Origin of the sequence: Flavobacterium okayamense, assembly GCF_019702945.1 — a bacterium.
GTDB lineage: Bacteria > Bacteroidota > Bacteroidia > Flavobacteriales > Flavobacteriaceae > Flavobacterium > Flavobacterium okayamense.
In genome coordinates this window covers 1,887,210-1,903,666 of the sequence record NZ_AP024749.1, presented here as the reverse complement: position 1 = coordinate 1,903,666, position 16,457 = coordinate 1,887,210, and the positions used below count along the sequence as shown (strand labels likewise).

17 protein-coding genes are annotated in these 16,457 nt (G+C 30.7%); 11 read left to right on the top strand and 6 right to left on the bottom strand.

Translation table 11 applies throughout. The features are described from left to right. The first annotated feature begins 87 nt into the window (after positions 1 to 87). Positions 88 to 600 (top strand): hypothetical protein, encoded by a 513-nt coding sequence (locus tag KK2020170_RS08825; protein WP_221257970.1) that lies wholly within the window; start codon positions 88 to 90, stop codon positions 598 to 600. A 33-nt stretch (positions 601 to 633) separates the two neighbouring features. Here the strand turns inward: KK2020170_RS08825 and KK2020170_RS08820 are convergent, their stop codons facing one another. Then, the gene (locus KK2020170_RS08820; protein ID WP_221257968.1) at positions 634 to 1,197 is read right to left on the bottom strand and encodes a Smr/MutS family protein; all 564 of its coding nucleotides are present in this window, start codon (positions 1,195 to 1,197) and stop codon (positions 634 to 636) included. Between the two features lie 256 nt (positions 1,198 to 1,453). Here KK2020170_RS08820 and KK2020170_RS08815 point away from each other — a divergent pair, with 256 nt between their 5' ends. The 3 genes from KK2020170_RS08815 (at position 1,454) to KK2020170_RS08805 (ending at position 2,985) form a co-directional block, all read left to right on the top strand. Further along, the gene (locus tag KK2020170_RS08815) at positions 1,454 to 1,729 is read left to right on the top strand and encodes a DUF2752 domain-containing protein (RefSeq protein ID WP_221257967.1); all 276 of its coding nucleotides are present in this window, start codon (positions 1,454 to 1,456) and stop codon (positions 1,727 to 1,729) included. Positions 1,730 to 1,747: 18 nt separating this feature from the next. Next, entirely contained in the window at positions 1,748 to 2,077 is a 330-nt protein-coding gene (locus KK2020170_RS08810; protein ID WP_221257966.1) for a CCC motif membrane protein, read from the top strand. Positions 2,078 to 2,268: 191 nt separating this feature from the next. Beyond that, on the top strand, positions 2,269 to 2,985 hold the full coding sequence (locus KK2020170_RS08805; protein ID WP_221257965.1) for a hypothetical protein: 717 nt from the start codon (positions 2,269 to 2,271) through the stop codon (positions 2,983 to 2,985). Positions 2,986 to 3,053: 68 nt separating this feature from the next. Here KK2020170_RS08805 and KK2020170_RS08800 read toward each other — a convergent pair whose 3' ends face one another. Beyond that, on the bottom strand, positions 3,054 to 4,340 hold the full coding sequence (locus KK2020170_RS08800; RefSeq protein WP_221257964.1) for a glycosyltransferase family 4 protein: 1,287 nt from the start codon (positions 4,338 to 4,340) through the stop codon (positions 3,054 to 3,056). Between the two features lie 127 nt (positions 4,341 to 4,467). Here KK2020170_RS08800 and KK2020170_RS08795 point away from each other — a divergent pair, with 127 nt between their 5' ends. Then, positions 4,468 to 5,013, top strand: a complete 546-nt coding sequence (locus tag KK2020170_RS08795) for a hypothetical protein (protein ID WP_221257963.1) — start codon at positions 4,468 to 4,470, stop codon at positions 5,011 to 5,013. A 61-nt stretch (positions 5,014 to 5,074) separates the two neighbouring features. On the opposite strand, the gene KK2020170_RS08790 is transcribed toward KK2020170_RS08795, so the two are convergent. After that, positions 5,075 to 7,519 carry a YfhO family protein gene (locus KK2020170_RS08790; RefSeq protein ID WP_221257962.1) on the bottom strand — a complete coding sequence of 815 codons (2,445 nt, stop codon included), beginning with the start codon at positions 7,517 to 7,519 and terminating at the stop codon, positions 5,075 to 5,077. A gap of 83 nt (positions 7,520 to 7,602) precedes the next feature. Next, positions 7,603 to 7,869: a DUF4834 family protein gene (locus KK2020170_RS08785; RefSeq protein WP_221257961.1), complete on the bottom strand. Its 267-nt coding sequence runs from the start codon at positions 7,867 to 7,869 to the stop codon at positions 7,603 to 7,605. Positions 7,870 to 7,975: 106 nt separating this feature from the next. Here KK2020170_RS08785 and KK2020170_RS08780 point away from each other — a divergent pair, with 106 nt between their 5' ends. Further along, positions 7,976 to 8,947 (top strand): transporter, encoded by a 972-nt coding sequence (locus KK2020170_RS08780; RefSeq protein ID WP_221257960.1) that lies wholly within the window; start codon positions 7,976 to 7,978, stop codon positions 8,945 to 8,947. Beyond that, positions 8,947 to 10,065 (top strand): GNAT family N-acetyltransferase, encoded by a 1,119-nt coding sequence (locus tag KK2020170_RS08775; RefSeq protein WP_221257959.1) that lies wholly within the window; start codon positions 8,947 to 8,949, stop codon positions 10,063 to 10,065. Before KK2020170_RS08780 ends, KK2020170_RS08775 begins: the two co-directional genes overlap by 1 nt. Positions 10,066 to 10,150: 85 nt before the next feature. Here the strand turns inward: KK2020170_RS08775 and capB are convergent, their stop codons facing one another. Continuing rightward, positions 10,151 to 11,413, bottom strand: a complete 1,263-nt coding sequence (capB, locus tag KK2020170_RS08770) for a cysteate-C-fatty acyltransferase (protein ID WP_221257958.1) — start codon at positions 11,411 to 11,413, stop codon at positions 10,151 to 10,153. Positions 11,414 to 11,610: 197 nt separating this feature from the next. Between capB and KK2020170_RS08765 the strand changes: the two genes are divergently transcribed. Further along, positions 11,611 to 12,186 carry a non-canonical purine NTP diphosphatase gene (locus tag KK2020170_RS08765; protein WP_221257957.1) on the top strand — a complete coding sequence of 192 codons (576 nt, stop codon included), beginning with the start codon at positions 11,611 to 11,613 and terminating at the stop codon, positions 12,184 to 12,186. Here KK2020170_RS08765 and KK2020170_RS08760 read toward each other — a convergent pair. Further along, on the bottom strand, positions 12,183 to 12,791 hold the full coding sequence (locus KK2020170_RS08760; RefSeq protein ID WP_221257956.1) for a trimeric intracellular cation channel family protein: 609 nt from the start codon (positions 12,789 to 12,791) through the stop codon (positions 12,183 to 12,185). The two genes, KK2020170_RS08765 and KK2020170_RS08760, sit on opposite strands and share 4 nt — an antisense overlap. Positions 12,792 to 12,969: 178 nt before the next feature. Between KK2020170_RS08760 and KK2020170_RS08755 the strand changes: the two genes are divergently transcribed. The 3 genes from KK2020170_RS08755 (at position 12,970) to KK2020170_RS08745 (ending at position 16,456) form a co-directional block, all read left to right on the top strand. Beyond that, the gene (locus KK2020170_RS08755) at positions 12,970 to 14,874 is read left to right on the top strand and encodes a DEAD/DEAH box helicase (protein ID WP_221257955.1); all 1,905 of its coding nucleotides are present in this window, start codon (positions 12,970 to 12,972) and stop codon (positions 14,872 to 14,874) included. Positions 14,875 to 14,886: 12 nt separating this feature from the next. Next, entirely contained in the window at positions 14,887 to 15,606 is a 720-nt protein-coding gene (locus KK2020170_RS08750; protein ID WP_255567301.1) for a class I SAM-dependent methyltransferase, read from the top strand. Positions 15,607 to 15,682: 76 nt separating this feature from the next. Then, entirely contained in the window at positions 15,683 to 16,456 is a 774-nt protein-coding gene (locus KK2020170_RS08745; protein ID WP_221257954.1) for a carboxypeptidase-like regulatory domain-containing protein, read from the top strand. Position 16,457: the final 1 nt, after the last annotated feature.

The window sequence follows — 16,457 nt, the reverse complement described above, 5'->3', positions numbered from 1 at the left end:
AAACAAATGGGATAAAATTAATCTAAGAGACGAAAAACTAATTTGTTCTTATTTCATAATTGATTAAGTTTGCTAAAAATAAGCATCATGAAAAAGGTTTTCGGATTAATTATAGCACTACTTCTATCAACTTCTTGCGATGATGGTGAAATTACATTACAATCGTTTGATTTTGATAACCAAATAATCCAAAAATGCAGTGACAAAACAATACTTTTTAAAACAAAAAACGAAGAACTTTTGTTAATAAGCCTACCGCAAGCGACCTATGATAGCGCATTTGATAATACTGAAACTGGAGACACTCCTAGAGAAGTAACAATAAATACTTCAAACAAAGTTATTTATAGAAAATACTCTGGTACAGTTAGCTCAACAACTATTTGTAGTGATTTACCTCCTGCGACTCCAACTGTTTCTAAAGAATGGATTGCAACCGGAGGTACAATGATTGTTGAAACTAACTATTTATACGATACTGATGGAGTAACAATTATCGGATCGACACATAATATCACTTTTCAAAACATTAGTTTCAGTAGCGGAGAAGATTCTTTTAGTTTTGTAAGTTATATTTTCGGTAATTATGAAACGAATTAATCATAAAAAAAAGCAATGTTAAACATTGCTTTTTTATTTGTTTATATTCTGCTTGAAATAAACTTCGGTAGCGCCCAAACCATACTTTCTATAACTTGCATCTTGAAAAACAAGATTATCATATCTTCCTAAGAAAAAATCAATTTCGGTCTTTAAAACACCTTCCCCAACGCCATGAATAAGAACCATTTTTGGCAACCTATTTTTGAGACAAAATTCTACCTTTCTTTTCACCTCATCCATCTGAATATTTAGCATATCAAAATTTGACAAACCCTTAATAGAAGGTACTAATTTTTCAATATGTAAATCAACTTCAAGTACAAACTCGTCTTTTTTTGAACGCTTTTCAGTATTAATTTTATGCTTTTTTGGAGTTGATTTTTCTTTTAAAACCTCACCTATACTTTTACTTGAAAATAAATTACCTAACTCATTAGAATTGTTTAATTTAACTAATTCGTTGACAAAAAATGTCATCTCAAAATCATCGCTAGTTTTAATAGAAATTTGATTGTTTTGTATTCTCGTAACAATACCCTCAATAGCATCATCTAAAACAGCAACCTTATCTCCTATTTCAAATTTATTCGTCATGATTTTTTTCGTCTTTACTTGGTATTTTTTTCATCAATCTGTACAACCCTACCCCAAAAATAAACATACAAATTATCATTAAAATTTTATTCGGATTAGGTTTACTTTGTTCCCAAAAAGCAACAAAACCACAACTTAAAAAAAGAATATTAATTAACCACTTCATCATTTAAATTTTATCAAATATAATAAACTAAAAACATTTGCTAACTTATATATTTTTTGTAAAATTGCGTATCGAAACACTTCATAAGTTATGGAAGAATACATGTTACCATGTATGAGTAAAAAACTATTTGGAATAGAATGCCTAGGTTGCGGCACGCAAAGAGCTTTTGTTTTACTTTTAAAAGGTGAATTTGTTGAAGCTTTTAAAATGTATCCTCCTATTTACACTTTGGTAATTTTATTCTTATTTATTTTCCTTCATTTAATTGACAAATCAAGAAACTATACAAGAATTGTAATTAGTTTAGCAATTCTCAATTTAATAGTTATGATTGTTTCTTACGCTATAAAAATGTATTTCTAACTCTTAAAACTAAATATTATGCAAAATCAAAAATTACCAAATGCTACAACAGTCCTAATTTTAGGGATTGTTTCAATCGTAACTTGTTGTTGTTACGGAATTATTGGATTAATAGCAGGTGGTGTTGGGTTAATGATGGCCAACAAAGACATGAAGCTTTATAATGAAAATCCAGAAATGTATTCTAATTATAATAATTTAAAAATAGGTAGAGTACTTTGTATAATTGGAATTATTTTAAGTGCTATTTGGCTAGCTTACATGATTTTTATGTTCTCTCTTGTTGGTTTGGAAGGAATGCAAGATCAAGAATTAATGCAAGAAAAAATTAGAGAATTATTAGGTTAATCATTTACCATATAATTATTTTTTTAAAAGAGAAGCAATGCTTCTCTTTTTTTATTTTACTAAAAATCAACTACTTGCAATTAAATTTTAAAGTAATTATTTTTTTGGCACGCAAATTGGTTATACTTAATCAAGCAACAAAGTTTTAAAATAAAAACAATGTTGAATGTTTAACCTTAAATTGATGTATTATGAAAAAAATTACTTTAGTATTGAGTGCCTTAGTTCTACTTTTAGGAACAAATATGGTAAAAGCATCAGCAGAAAAGGTTTTTGATGATGTTGATAGAAGACACTTCACTCCTGTTGATTACCGATATGCAGAGCCTATCGTATTTATGGAAAGAGGAATTGAATTTATGATTTTCCCTAATGGAGAATTCGATTTTAATACTGTTACAACAACAGCTGGTCCTAGACCAAGAACAAATGGAACTTACGGAGCACCAAGAGGAAATGCTTACGGTTATTATGGCCCTGCAAACAGAGGTGTACGAGTAGAACATGATTATAAAGGCCGCGTGAGAAGAGTTGGTAATGTTTATATCAATTATGATGCTTACGGTAGAGTTAAAAGAGTTGGATCGGTTTATATGAGTTACAACAGCTTTGCTCTTAGACAAGTAGGTGGTTTACATATCATATATGATCGTAGAGGTAGAATTATTGATATTAGAGGTTTTGTTAACGCTAGTAACCACGGTTACACTTACATGCCTACTAACAATCATTACAGCCCTTCAAGTACTTATGGTAGCGATTATGGATATGAAAGTGGTAATGATTACAACGATAATGATTTCTATTACTACAGAACTGATGGAACAAAAGTTAAAATGGATGAAAGCGATGTAGTTGAAATCAAAAAAGAAGAACGAGAATTATCAAAAGATAAATCTAAAAGATAAAAAGTCATAATGATTTTGGTTGGTTAGTTTGTTTTGAAATCCTGTGGAGCATTTGCGAAGCAGGATTTTTATTTTAACAAACTTGCTAATTCACTAGTTAAAGCTTTTCTACTGTATTTTTGAAGTCCAACAGCATTGACTTTTAATTCATCTTTTAAAAATACATTAAAAAGCTCTAAAATGTGTTTTTTAATCAATTCTTTATCGTAATAGGTAAAGAACTTACCAGTATTAGTTTCTTTAAGTATTGAAGCAAAATCAGCTTTTTCAGGCCCAATAGCAATTATAGGCCTTTCAGAAACTATATATTCAAAAACTTTTCCAGGGATGATGCATTCTGTTTCTTTAGAATTTATTTCAATTAACAATAAAGCTTGCGAGCATCTTTGTTGCTGTAAAGCTTCTTCATGGGAAACATAACCTAAATGATTAACAAAAGTATCAATTCCATATTTTTTTATTAAGCCCAAAACATCTTCACTTACTGCCCCAATTAACTTTAATTCAAACAAATTAGCAAAAGTTTCATTCTCTTGAATTAATTCATTTATCGCTTCCCATAAAATTTGCGGATTTCTTTCTGAAAGTAAAGAACCAATATGTGCCAATGTAAACTTTTCATCCATTTGCTTCTTCTCTACTCTTTCAACATCATATCCATTGGTTATAACCGAAATCGGCTTAGGTGTAATTACTTCAAATTCTTTTTTAGTTGTTGGTGAAGTTACAATAACTTCATCACAAGTATTTAAAACTTCTTTTTCTAATGTTTTATGTTTTTTAGCTGCCCAATTACTTAATTTCAATTTGTTATGATAACCAATAGTTGTCCAAGGATCTCTAAAATCGGTAATCCAATGAATATTTAATTCTTTTTTTAATTGTAAACCAATCAAATGCAAACTATGAGGCGGACCAGTTGTTATAATAGTTTCAATATGGTTTTCTACTATATACTTTTTCAAAAAATCAACCGAAGGTTTTACCCATAATACTCGTGCATCAGGAATAAATAGATTTCCTCTGACCCAAAGCATGACTTTTTCAATAAAAGATTGTTTTTTATTTTCAGAAATAATTCCCGAACTAATCTTCTTTGCTTTTCCATTTGAAAATATTGAAGCCAATCCATAAGGTTCTTTAATCTTTTGTTTGATGACAACTGCTTGATTAGAAACTTCACTTATTAATTTTTCGTCTTGCAAAGGATAGTTTGGGTTTTCGGGAATATAAACATGAGGTTCAATACTAAATTCGGGTAAATATTTTACAAACTTCAACCAACGTTGCACACCTGGTCCACCAGCTGGTGGCCAATAATAGGTAATAATTAATATTTTCTTTTTCGTTTCCAAGAGAACACAAATATAAAGGGTTTATAGGGTAAAAATGAAAATTCTATAAAACTTTCAAAAAATTCGATAACACGAAGCTATAGTTGACAACTTAACTTTGTATCATAATCTTAAAAAACAAATTGCTATGAAAAAGTTTATAATAACAACCGCTTTAATTGTAATGAGTACAGGAATGTATGCTCAAAATTTAAATGTTAAAAGTGAAACCAAGACTGAAGTTACAAAAGTAAAAGACTCTAAAGGCGTTAAAGAAGTAGAGAAAAAAGTCGTTACAAAGGAATTTCAAGATGTTAAAGTTGATGAAACTAAGAGACATGGGAAAAACGGAAAAAATATGCCTCAAGTAACTACAAACCCTGTTGAAGTTGTTGAAACTACTAGTGTTGCCGTTGATGGTGATGTAAAATATGTAGATGTTGATCGCTCAGCATATTACATGAACGATGGAATCAAATATGAGTTGAAAAGAAACGCTAATGGATATACTTTTCATGGAGGTAAAGGTGTAAATAATGGACTAATGAGAAAGACAAGTGACAATCACTATATTTTTGTAAATAAAGGAGCTACATCTATTGCCCATTTTGATGCAGCTGGTAATTTAGTAATTGACACTTATGATAAAGATAGCGATACTATTGTAACTACAACTTACACTTCTGCTAAGTAAAGAATTATATAAGTCTCCATAAAACTGAAAAAGAGGTAATCAACTTTGATTACCTCTTTTTTTATTCTTTCATTTTGTAAACTCCGAAACCTATGAGTAACAACATTAAAACTGAACTTCCCAATGATATCTTACTTCCTGTAGCAATAACTTCTGGTTCAAATGTAAACTCTATCGTGTGTTTTCCAGCTGGAACTTGTAAACCACGCAACACATAATCAACATTGTAAATTTGTGTTGACTTACCATCTATAGTTGCTTTCCAACCATTTTTGTAATACATTTCAGAAAAAACTGCAAAACCATCATTTGAATTATTAGATGTATATTTTAAATAATTTGGTTTATAAACTTCTAATTGAATTGAAGCTAATGAATCTTTTTTATATTCTTGATTTCTAAAAAAATGCTTAGAATAAGATGTTAAACTATTTTCTTTAACACTATTCATTATCTGAAAAATAGTTGCTTCATTCTTAGTATCCAATTCGTCTAATGCTTTCATTTCTTCATCTGCAGTATTAACCACTTTTACTTTCTCTACAAACCAAGCATTTCCATTAGCAGCAGGGTTTTCTAAAACAATTTGCTGCCCTTCATTATCACGTCTAATTATGTATTTTACATTTAACATATTTAAAATACGTACGTTGTTATTTGCAATTTGGTAATCAAACAATTGTTGCATTCTTCTTGGCTTTGCAGCATGATAACCGCCAATAGAATTATGAAAATAAGAAGCACGAGCACTTCTCATATGTCCTTCAGCATCAAAAACGCGGTAAACAGATTTATCTTCAAGAATTTGTTTATCGGCTTGTGTTGCTTGAAAAGGTTGATCCATTTCTCTTTTTGAAACAAAATCTTCTTTGTTTACATAGTTTTTGTCAATAAGAAACAAATCGGCAACCATCAAAACTCCAGCAATAATTACGGCATTGGTTACTTTCAGTTTTTCTTTTGTCACCAAATATAATGTTCCAAAAACTGCTAACACAAATCCCATAGAACGCAGCACATCACCTGTATACATTGACTTCCTATCTTCTCGCAATGCACGTGTAAATTCAGGTCCGTATGCGTCATTATAGTAATCATCGCTTCCTCCAGCAAAATCAAACATTCCTTTAAAAACAAACAATAAAACAAGTAAACCAAAAACGACAGCTCCTGATTTCCATAAAATGGTAAATTGTTGCTTTTTATCTTCAATTTTAAAGAATTGATACATTCCCAAAATTGCTAAAGCAGGAATACACATTTCTAAAATTACTTGAATAGACGAAACCGCTCTAAATTTATTATACATTGGAACATAATCGATAAAGAAATCAGTTAAAATAGAAAAGTTTTTACCCCAAGACAGTAATAATGACAGAATTACTCCTGAAAGCAATGCCATTTTCAATTTTCTATTATCCGAAATAAATAATGACAATACAAAAAAGAAAAAAACAACGATACCTACATAAGCAGGCGCAGCAACAATAGGTTGATCACCCCAATACGTAGGCATTTGCTTTACAATATCGGCAGCTTCATAAGGTGGTACTCCTTGTCGCGTAATAAATTGAAACATTTCAGAATCGGTTCCTAAATCTTCACTATTAGAACCGCCAAATAAACGTGGTGCAATTAAATTTAAACTTTCGGCTTTTCCATAACTATATTCGGTTATGTAATCATAACTCATAGCATTGTCAGAAGTCTTAGGCGAACCATCTTCGTTAAAAGTTAATTCACTCTTACTTCTTGTAGAAAATTTAGCATATTCTGAAGTTGCCATTAAATTCGTAGCGTTTGCGCCAATGGCAAGAATTCCTGTAATAACAAAAACACCTATTATTTTCGCTAATTCTTTGAATTGTTTTTCTTTTATGAATTGAATTGATAAATAAATTCCAACTACGATCAATAACAACAATAAGTAATACGTCATTTGGAAGTGATTGGCTTGAATTTCCAAAGCTGCTGCTAGCATTGTTAAAATTCCTCCTAACCAATATCTTTTTTGAAAAACCAATAAAACTCCTGCTAAAACCATAGGAAAATAGGCAATTGCATGCGCTTTTGCATTGTGTCCTACTCCTAAAATAATGATTAAATAGGTTGAAAAACCAAAAGCTAAAGCTCCAAAGAAAGCTTTAAGTGGATCAATTTTCAACACCATTAATAAAATATAGAACCCTAAGAAATATAGAAACAAATAATCAGCAGGACGCGGTAAAAATCGCAATACTGAATCTAATTTCTTTACATAGTTATGTGGATATTGCGCACCTAGTTGATACGTTGGCATTCCACCAAACGCACTATTTGTCCAATACGGTTCTTCATTATTTTCTGCGCGAAAATCATTTTGCTCTTTAGCCATCCCTGTATATTGCGCAATATCTGATTGAAATATTACTTTTCCTTCTAAAACTGGATAAAAATAAATTAAGGCTACAATTACAAAACCAATTATAGCTAAGCCATGAGGCCAAAACGATTTTAACTTTTGCATAAAAAATAATTTGGTTGCTAAGTTAATTAAAAAAAGGATATTGGTAAACCAATATCCTTTAGGGCAAATTTGTGAATTAATAATTATTCAATTTCTTCAAAATCTACATATTCACCAACTTTTTTCTTCTCTTTTGGCATTTCTTTTTGCTCAGTTTGTTGAGAATATTGAGTATTTTGATATGCTTGTTGTTGCTTTCGCATTTGTTCTTCCATTTTTTGATGCACTTTTTGAGCCGTTTTCTGAATTAAAATAGGCGCTAAAAGTCGCATTAAAAATTTAAAGAAATAATAAAATAAAACGATGTAAACTAAGGTTCTAAGAAAACCTGTAAACGAGGCCATTTCCATTTTTCAATCAATTATAAGTCAAATATACTATTAATAGACTTCAATTTGAAAGAATTGTTTCTTAAAATTATGATAAAAATGCTATTTTTGGAACAAATTCAATTCTATGAAAATTTTCAAATTAGCCTTAGTACTTTCTTTTTTATTTGTAACAAACAATCAGTTTGCCCAATTTACAGATGAAATTAATTCGAATAGACCTGGAAAATCTATGATGGCTTTTTCAGTTGGTAAAACAATTATACAAACAGAAATTGGTTTATCTTATGTATCGGAAACACATGACAAGTTAAACTATGATGCAAACGGATTTTTAGCCGATTTAGCCATTCGTTATGGTGTTTGGAAAGAAGAACTTGAGGTAATTGGAGAAATTCAATATCAAAATGACAAATACACATCAACATTTATAAATGATAATAGAAGTGGTTTTCGTCAATTAACTTTAGGAGCAAAATATTTATTTTACGATCCGTTTAAAAATTTTGATGAAAAACCAAACTTATACAGTTGGAAAGCAAATCACAGCTTCAAATGGAAACAATTTATTCCTGCTTTAGCTGGTTATGCAGGTGTTAATTTTGGTATTGGCGACAATCCTTTTAACTATGCTCCTTCAAATATTGAAGAACCATCTTTTAGCCCGAAAGCTACTATTATTGCACAAAATCATTTTGGTACACGTTGGGTATTAGTTACCAATATTACCTATGATAAGATTGGAACTGACTTTGCAAGTATTAATTATATCTTAACTTTAACTCGTGGTTTCAATCAACAATGGTCTGGATTTATTGAAAATCAAGGTTATAATGGTGATTATTATTCAGATGGAGTTTTTAGAATTGGTGCTGCTTATCTATTTCATAAGAACATGCAATTAGATGCCTCTTTCGGTAAAAACATAAAAAGTACTCCTGCAATTTTAAATGCAAACGTTGGGTTTTCATGGCGTTTTGCAGAAAAATATCAAGAAGTAAGAATTGAAAAAGATAACGGTAGTAAAATGGATAAGAAAATGAAGAAGAAAGCCGATAAAGAAAAGAAAAGAAGAGATCAAGTAGATATTGAAGAATAATGATTACAATTAAAGAAGTTACCACAAAAAAAGAATTAAAAGACTTTATTTTATTTTCTTTTGATTTATTTAAGGGCAATGATGCATGGGTTGCGCCTTTAATTTCAGAAGAAATGGAAACTTTTGACAATCAAAAAAACCCAAATCTAAAAAATTGCGATGTTAAACTACTATTAGCCTATAAAAACAATAAAATTGTAGGTAAAGTTGCTGCAATAATTAACCGAATAGAAGTTGAAAGTTTAGGAAAGAAAAAAACAAGATTCGGTTGGTTTGACGTAATTGATGATATAGAAGTTACTAGAGCTTTATTAGACGAAGTTAGTAAATTTGGCCAAGAAAAAGGAATGGATCACATTGAAGGGCCTTTAGGTTTTTCTAATCTAGATAAAGTAGGTGTACTAATAGAAGGCTTTGATCAACTGAGCACTGCAATATCTTGGTATAGTATGCCATACTATAAAGAGCATTTTGAAAAATTAGGCTTTAAACAAGAAAAAATTTGGCAAGAAACTATTTTTTCTTTTGACAATGTTAATGCTGATGCATATTTAAGAGCTAGTAACCTTATCGAAAAACGTTACGATATTAAAGTTAAGAACTTTACTAAAACATCTGAAATATTACCTTACGTAGACGGCATGTTTCAGTTGTTTAATGACACGTATAGTAAATTAGATTCATTTGTTGCTGTTACACCTGAACAAATTGATAACATTAAAAGTAAATTTATAAAATTCATTAATCCTGAATACATAAAATTTATCTTAGATAAAGAAAATAATATTCTAGCATTTGCTATTGTAATGCCTAATTTTGCACAAGCACTTCAAAAAGCGAATGGAAGATTATTTCCTTTTGGATGGTGGCATATTTTAGATGCTAAAAAGAATTCTAAAGAAGCTGTTTTCTATTTAATTGGTGTTACACCAGAATATCAAAATAAAGGAATCACGGCATTAATAATGGCCGAATATTACAAAGTATTTAAAGAGAAAGGAATTAAAACATGCATTAGCACTCCTGAACTAGTAGAAAATCATGCCATTCATAATTTATGGAAAAACTTTGATCCAAAAATTAATAAAATGCGTGCGACATACTATAAAGAAATTTAAAACAACTTAATTAAACTATTTTTTAATTTGTAAAAAAAAGCCACTTGTAAACAAGTGGCTTTTTTGGGTTATAATTTGTAAAAAATTATTTTTCCATATCTACAACATTAGCTTCAGCTATTTTCTTGTAAGTTCCGTTTACTAATTTTTCACGGATAGCTTCAAAAGCGGCTAATGTTTCATCTATATCTTGCATGGTATGTGAAGCAGTTGGAATCATTCTTAATAAGATAATACCTTTTGGAATAACCGGATAAACAACAATCGATAAGAAAATACCATAATTTTCACGTAAATCGTTCACCATTACCATTGCTTCTGGAATAGAACCTTCTAAATAAACTGGTGTAATACATGTATTTGTATCACCAATATTGAAACCTCTACTCTTTAATCCATTTTGTAAAGCATTTACGTTTTCCCATAATTTATCTTTAATTTCAGAAGAATTACGTAACATTTCTAAACGTTTTAATGAACCAATTGTTTGAATCATTGGTAACGCTTTAGCAAACATTTGTGAACGTAAATTGTATTTTAAATAATCAATAATATCTTTATCTGCAGCAACAAATGCTCCAATGTTTGCCATTGATTTTGCGAATGTTGAGAAATACACATCAATTCCGTCTTGACAACCTTGCTCCTCACCTGCGCCTGCACCCGTTTTACCTAAAGTACCAAATCCGTGAGCATCGTCAACTAATAAACGGAAATTATATTTTTCTTTCATGGCAACAATTTCTTTTAATTTTCCTTGTTGACCACGCATTCCGAAAACACCTTCAGTAATGAATAAAATTCCTCCTCCAGTTTCTTGAGCCATTTTAGTAGCTCTCTGAAGGTTTTTCTCCATACTCTCTAAATCATTATGCTTATAAGTAAAACGTTTACCCATATGTAAACGAACACCATCAATTATACAAGCGTGAGAATCTACATCATAAACTATAATATCATTTTTAGTTACTAAAGCATCAATAATTGAAACCATACCTTGGTAACCAAAGTTTAATAAATAAGCAGCTTCTTTCATAACGAAAGCAGCTAATTCATTTTCTAATTGTTCGTGATATTTTGTATGTCCGCTCATCATACGAGCACCCATTGGGTAAGCTGCTCCCCATTGTTGAGCTGCCTCTGCATCTGCTTTTCTAATCTCAGGATGATTTGCTAAACCTAAATAATCATTGATAGACCAGTTTAATATTTTCTTTCCATGGAACTCCATTCTTGGCCCTAATTCCCCTTCTAACTTAGGAAAAACATAATATCCTTCTGCTTGTGATGCCCATTTCCCTAAAGGACCTTTATTATCTTGTATTCTTGCAAATAAATCTTTCACCATAATGTAATATGTGTTAAAAAAACGGGACAAAAATAGAAATAAAAATGAGTTTTTTATAATTTATTTTTTTAAGTAATTAGTTTAGGTATTCAAATTTAAAGTGTATATTTGCACAGAATGCACAGAAATGTGGTTACACATTCACCATAAAAGTCGGGGGCTCCACCTCGGCTTTTGTACTTTTAAACCATTTCTCAATGAAATTAGTATTTGCTTCAAACAATCAGAATAAAATTGCCGAAATTAAACAAATGCTGCCAAAATCAATTGAACTTCTAAGTTTAGAAGATATAGGTTGCACTGAAGATATCCCTGAAACCTCTAACACTATTGAAGGAAATGCAATTATAAAAGCTAACTATGTTTCTGAAAAATATGGTTATCCTTGCTTTGCAGATGATACCGGTTTAGAAGTTGAGACGTTAAAAGGAGAACCTGGAGTTTTTTCTGCACGTTATGCTGGCGAGCAAAAAAATGCCGATGATAACATGAATAAGCTTCTCTTTAATCTTAGAGATAAATCGAATCGAAAAGCACAATTCAAAACAATTATTGCTTTAAATATTAATAATGATCAACATCTTTTTGAAGGTATTATTAAAGGTGAAATAATTTCAGAAAAAAGAGGAACAAAAGGTTTTGGCTACGATCCTATTTTTGTACCAGAGGGATTTTCTACAACATTTGCCGAAATGGAAATGAGCGAAAAAGCTAAATTAAGTCATCGTGGAATTGCAACTCGTAAACTTATTTCTCTTTTAGAAACACTTTAAGATTTTATTGTTAAAACAGGTAAACTCATTTTGTATTTAACCGCTGCTAATCTAAATGCTATTATAAATAAAGAGGTTACTAATTCATTTATTGAATCTTGAAGATTAAACTTTCGCAATATAAAAAACAAAACACCTCCTATAATACATATTGTAGCATAGATTGTCCCCTTACGAAGTAAAAGCGGAATTTCATTACATAAAATATCACGAATTAATCCACCAAACGTTGCTGTAATTGTTCCTAAAGCAATACAAATAACAGGATGTAATCCATATTCTAACCCTTTTTCAATTCCTATTAATGTAAAAACTCCCAAACCAATCGTATCAAAAAGAAAAAGGGACAAACGAAGTTTATTCAAATAATTTCTAAAGAAAATAGCTATAAAATAACCTGCAATAATAAGATAAACATAGTTTAAATCTTGCATCCATCCTACTGGAGTTCTCCCAATTAATACATCACGTAAAGTTCCTCCTCCTAAAGCTGTAACGAAAGCAATTATAAAAACACCAAATAAATCCAGTTTCTTATTTATGGCTGCTAAAACTCCCGAAATAGCAAAGACAAAAACACCAATAATGTCTAATATTTCAATCACTTTTTTCTTTTTTACAAAGGTATCAATCCTTTCATTTCATACCCTAATTTCATACAAAAAAAGGCTTTTCATCTTGTTTTTAAGAGAGTTTTAATTTAATTAATTGATAATCAATTCATAACAAATTAGATTATCTCATTAAATAGCAGTACATTTGCACCCAATTTTAAATACATACATGAATAAATTTGAACAATTGGGTCTTAATGAATCGCTACAGCTGGCGATAAAAGACCTTGGATTTGAAAATCCATCGGAAGTACAGGAAAAGGCGATTCCTATTTTATTAGAAAAAGACACTGATATTGTTGCTTTGGCACAAACAGGAACTGGTAAAACCGCAGCTTTTGGTTTTCCACTAATTCAAAAAATTGATGCCGAAAATCGTAACACACAAGCTTTAGTACTTTCTCCTACGAGAGAATTGTGTTTACAAATTACTAATGAAATTAAACAGTATTCAAAATACGTTAAAGGTTTACATACTGTTGCTGTTTATGGTGGTGCTAACATCAACGAACAAGCTAAAGAAATTAAAAGAGGAGCACAAATTATTGTTGCTACCCCTGGTCGTATGCAAGACATGATTAACCGTGGAATGGTTAATATTAAAAATATCGATTTCTGTGTGCTTGACGAAGCTGATGAAATGTTAAACATGGGATTCTATGAAGACATTACAGCTATTTTATCAGATACACCTGAAAACAAATCTACTTGGTTATTTTCTGCAACAATGCCTCAAGAAGTAGCTCGTATAGCCAGAGAGTTTATGCGTAAACCTCTTGAAATTACAGTGGGACATAAAAACTCGGGTAACGTTAATGTTTCGCACGAGTTTTATGTGGTAAATGGTCGTGATCGTTACTCTGCTTTAAAACGTTTAGCAGATGCTAATCCAGATATTTTCTCAGTAGTTTTTTGTAGAACAAAACGTGATACTCAAGCTATTGCAGATAAATTAATTGAAGACGGTTACAATGCTGCAGCGTTACATGGGGATTTATCACAAACACAACGTGATTCTGTAATGAAATCGTTCCGTCAGCGTCAAATTCAAATGTTAGTAGCTACTGATGTTGCTGCTCGTGGAATCGACGTAGACGATATTACGCACGTAATTAACTACCAATTACCAGACGAAATTGAAACGTATACGCACCGTTCGGGTCGTACTGGTCGTGCTGGAAAATCAGGAACTTCATTAGTGATTATTACAAAAAGTGAAATTCGTAAGATTCACCAAATTGAAAAAATCATTCAAACGAAATTCGAAGAAAAACCAATTCCTTCAGGAATTGAAATCTGCGAAATTCAGTTATTCCACTTAGCAAATCGTATTAAAGACGTTGAAATCGATCACGAAATTGACACGTATTTGCCAGCAATTGAGGAAGTTTTAAAGGATATTCCAAGAGAGGAATTAATCAAGAAAGTAGTTTCTGTTGAATTCAATCGTTTCTTAGATTATTATAAAAAATCGAGAGATTTAACTTCGGTAAGTATTAGTGGTTCAAAAGGTGAAATTCCAACAGAAGGATCGGTTCGTTATTTCATCAACATTGGTTCTAGAGATAATTTCGATTGGATGTCTTTAAAAGACTTCTTACGTGATACATTAGAGTTTGGAAAAGACGACGTGTTTAAAGTTGATGTAAAAGAAGGTTTCTCTTTCTTTAATACAGATGCTGAACATGCTGAAAAAGTAATGGAAACATTTAATAGTATTCACTTAGAAGGAAGAAAAATTAATGTTGAAATTTCTAAAAATGACGGAAGTCGCAATAGCGGAAGAAGAGATCACGGTGGTCGTGGTGGAAGAAGAGACGGAGGTCGTGATGGCGGAAGACGTGAAGGTGGTCGTGACGGAGGAAGAAGAGACGGAGGTCGTGATAGCGGAAGACGTGAGTCTTCAGCGAGAAGAAGCGAAGGTGGTGATAGAAAGCGTAGTGATAGAAATGAAAGAGGCGGAGAAAGAAGACGCGATAGTAAACCTGCTGGAGAAAATTCGGGAAGAAGAAGTTCTTCTTCAGATAATTCAAAAGGTTTTTTTGAAAAAGCAAAACGCTCAAGAAGAAGCTAATATAGCATAGATTTGAATAAATCTAAAAATATCTATGAACCCGACTACGTTAAAAATTTATTTAATAGTATGTCGGGTTCTTATGAAAAAACAAACTTCATAACTTCATTTGGGTTTTCGATTCGTTGGCGAAAACAATTCATCAATAAAGTTGATTCATCCAATCAAAAATTAGAAATAATTGATTTATTATCTGGTTTGGGTGAAAATTGGAACTACCTAAAAAATAAATTTCCAAATTCAAATTTAACAGCATTAGACTTTTCTAATGAGATGATAACAAGTTCAAAAGTAAAAGCACAAAATTTATTTAAAAACAATCACTTATTACTAGAAGAAGATGTTTTAAACAACAACCTTCCTGATAATTATTTTGATATTCTTACGAGTGCTTATGGATTAAAAACTTTTAATGAAGAACAACTTGATTTATTAGCTAAACAAATTCAGCGAATATTAAAACCAAATGGAATGTTTAGCTTTATTGAAATATCAAAACCTAAGAACAAACTTTTACTTACTTTTTACAAATTTTATCTTTCTAAAGTAATACCTATTCTTGGGAAACTATTTTTAGGAAATCCAAATGATTATAAAATGCTTTGGATTTATACCGAATCTTTTCAAGATTGTAGAAAAGTGAAGGATATTTTTGAAAAAAATGGACTTCAAGTAAATTATGAAAAATATTTTTTTGGTTGTGCTACTGGTTTAAATGGAATAAAGCTTTAGTTAATTTTCTTATAAAACTTTAAGAAACTATAAAATATCTCGGCTGTATTTGTATTTTTGAATTAATATTGCCTTTATGAGATATTTTATAGTTTTCTTGTTTTTATGCCTTTCGTTTTTTGGGAATGCCCAAAATGACACCATTGTATCACCAATTGAAGGAACTGTTATTAATGCTGAAACGCGTTTACCTATCAACAATGTTCACGTAATTAATACAACACGTGTAAAAGGAACTGTAACTGATGGAAATGGTTTTTTTGAACTAAATGCGAAGGTAAACGATACCATTTTATTTTCTTATTTAGGTTTTGAAACCATTAAAGTTCGTGTAACAAACGACTGGATTAAGAACAAAACTGCAAAAGTTGCCATCACTGAAAAAGCGTACGCATTAGAAGAAGTAATTGTGCGCAAATACAATTTAACTGGTTATATTGAAGTAGATACCGAACTTATTCCTGTTATTGAAGACCAATATCGCTATAGTATTTCTGGATTAAATGCTGGTTATGAAGTGGGTAATAAATCGCCAAGCGCTGTTGGAAAAGTTATTCAATCTATATTTAATCCTGCAGATTTTTTATATAATGTTTTTGGTAAACGACCAAGACAAATGAAAAAGCTAAAGGAAATGAAAAAAGATAATACTATTCGTGATTTATTGGCAACAAAATACGACCGACAAACGTTGGCAGCTCTTTTAGAAGTTGATAAAGACGATATTCCTTTAATTTTACAAAACTGTAATTACTCTGAATACTTTATAAAAACGGCAAACGATTTGCAAATCTTAGATGCGATTAGCGCGTGTTATGAAGAATATAAGATTTTAAAGAAGAATAAGTAAT

Coding starts and splice junctions, on each gene's coding strand:
- KK2020170_RS08755 (WP_221257955.1), top strand. CDS start 12,970: ATGAATAAATTTGAACAATTGGGTCTTAATGAATCGCTACAGCTGGCG.
- KK2020170_RS08780 (WP_221257960.1), top strand. CDS start 7,976: ATGAAAATTTTCAAATTAGCCTTAGTACTTTCTTTTTTATTTGTAACA.
- KK2020170_RS08745 (WP_221257954.1), top strand. CDS start 15,683: ATGAGATATTTTATAGTTTTCTTGTTTTTATGCCTTTCGTTTTTTGGG.
- KK2020170_RS08805 (WP_221257965.1), top strand. CDS start 2,269: ATGAAAAAAATTACTTTAGTATTGAGTGCCTTAGTTCTACTTTTAGGA.
- KK2020170_RS08815 (WP_221257967.1), top strand. CDS start 1,454: ATGGAAGAATACATGTTACCATGTATGAGTAAAAAACTATTTGGAATA.
- KK2020170_RS08825 (WP_221257970.1), top strand. CDS start 88: ATGAAAAAGGTTTTCGGATTAATTATAGCACTACTTCTATCAACTTCT.
- KK2020170_RS08795 (WP_221257963.1), top strand. CDS start 4,468: ATGAAAAAGTTTATAATAACAACCGCTTTAATTGTAATGAGTACAGGA.
- KK2020170_RS08765 (WP_221257957.1), top strand. CDS start 11,611: ATGAAATTAGTATTTGCTTCAAACAATCAGAATAAAATTGCCGAAATT.
- capB (WP_221257958.1), bottom strand. CDS start 11,413: ATGGTGAAAGATTTATTTGCAAGAATACAAGATAATAAAGGTCCTTTA.
- KK2020170_RS08775 (WP_221257959.1), top strand. CDS start 8,947: ATGATTACAATTAAAGAAGTTACCACAAAAAAAGAATTAAAAGACTTT.
- KK2020170_RS08790 (WP_221257962.1), bottom strand. CDS start 7,519: ATGCAAAAGTTAAAATCGTTTTGGCCTCATGGCTTAGCTATAATTGGT.
- KK2020170_RS08820 (WP_221257968.1), bottom strand. CDS start 1,197: ATGACGAATAAATTTGAAATAGGAGATAAGGTTGCTGTTTTAGATGAT.
- KK2020170_RS08810 (WP_221257966.1), top strand. CDS start 1,748: ATGCAAAATCAAAAATTACCAAATGCTACAACAGTCCTAATTTTAGGG.
- KK2020170_RS08785 (WP_221257961.1), bottom strand. CDS start 7,869: ATGGAAATGGCCTCGTTTACAGGTTTTCTTAGAACCTTAGTTTACATC.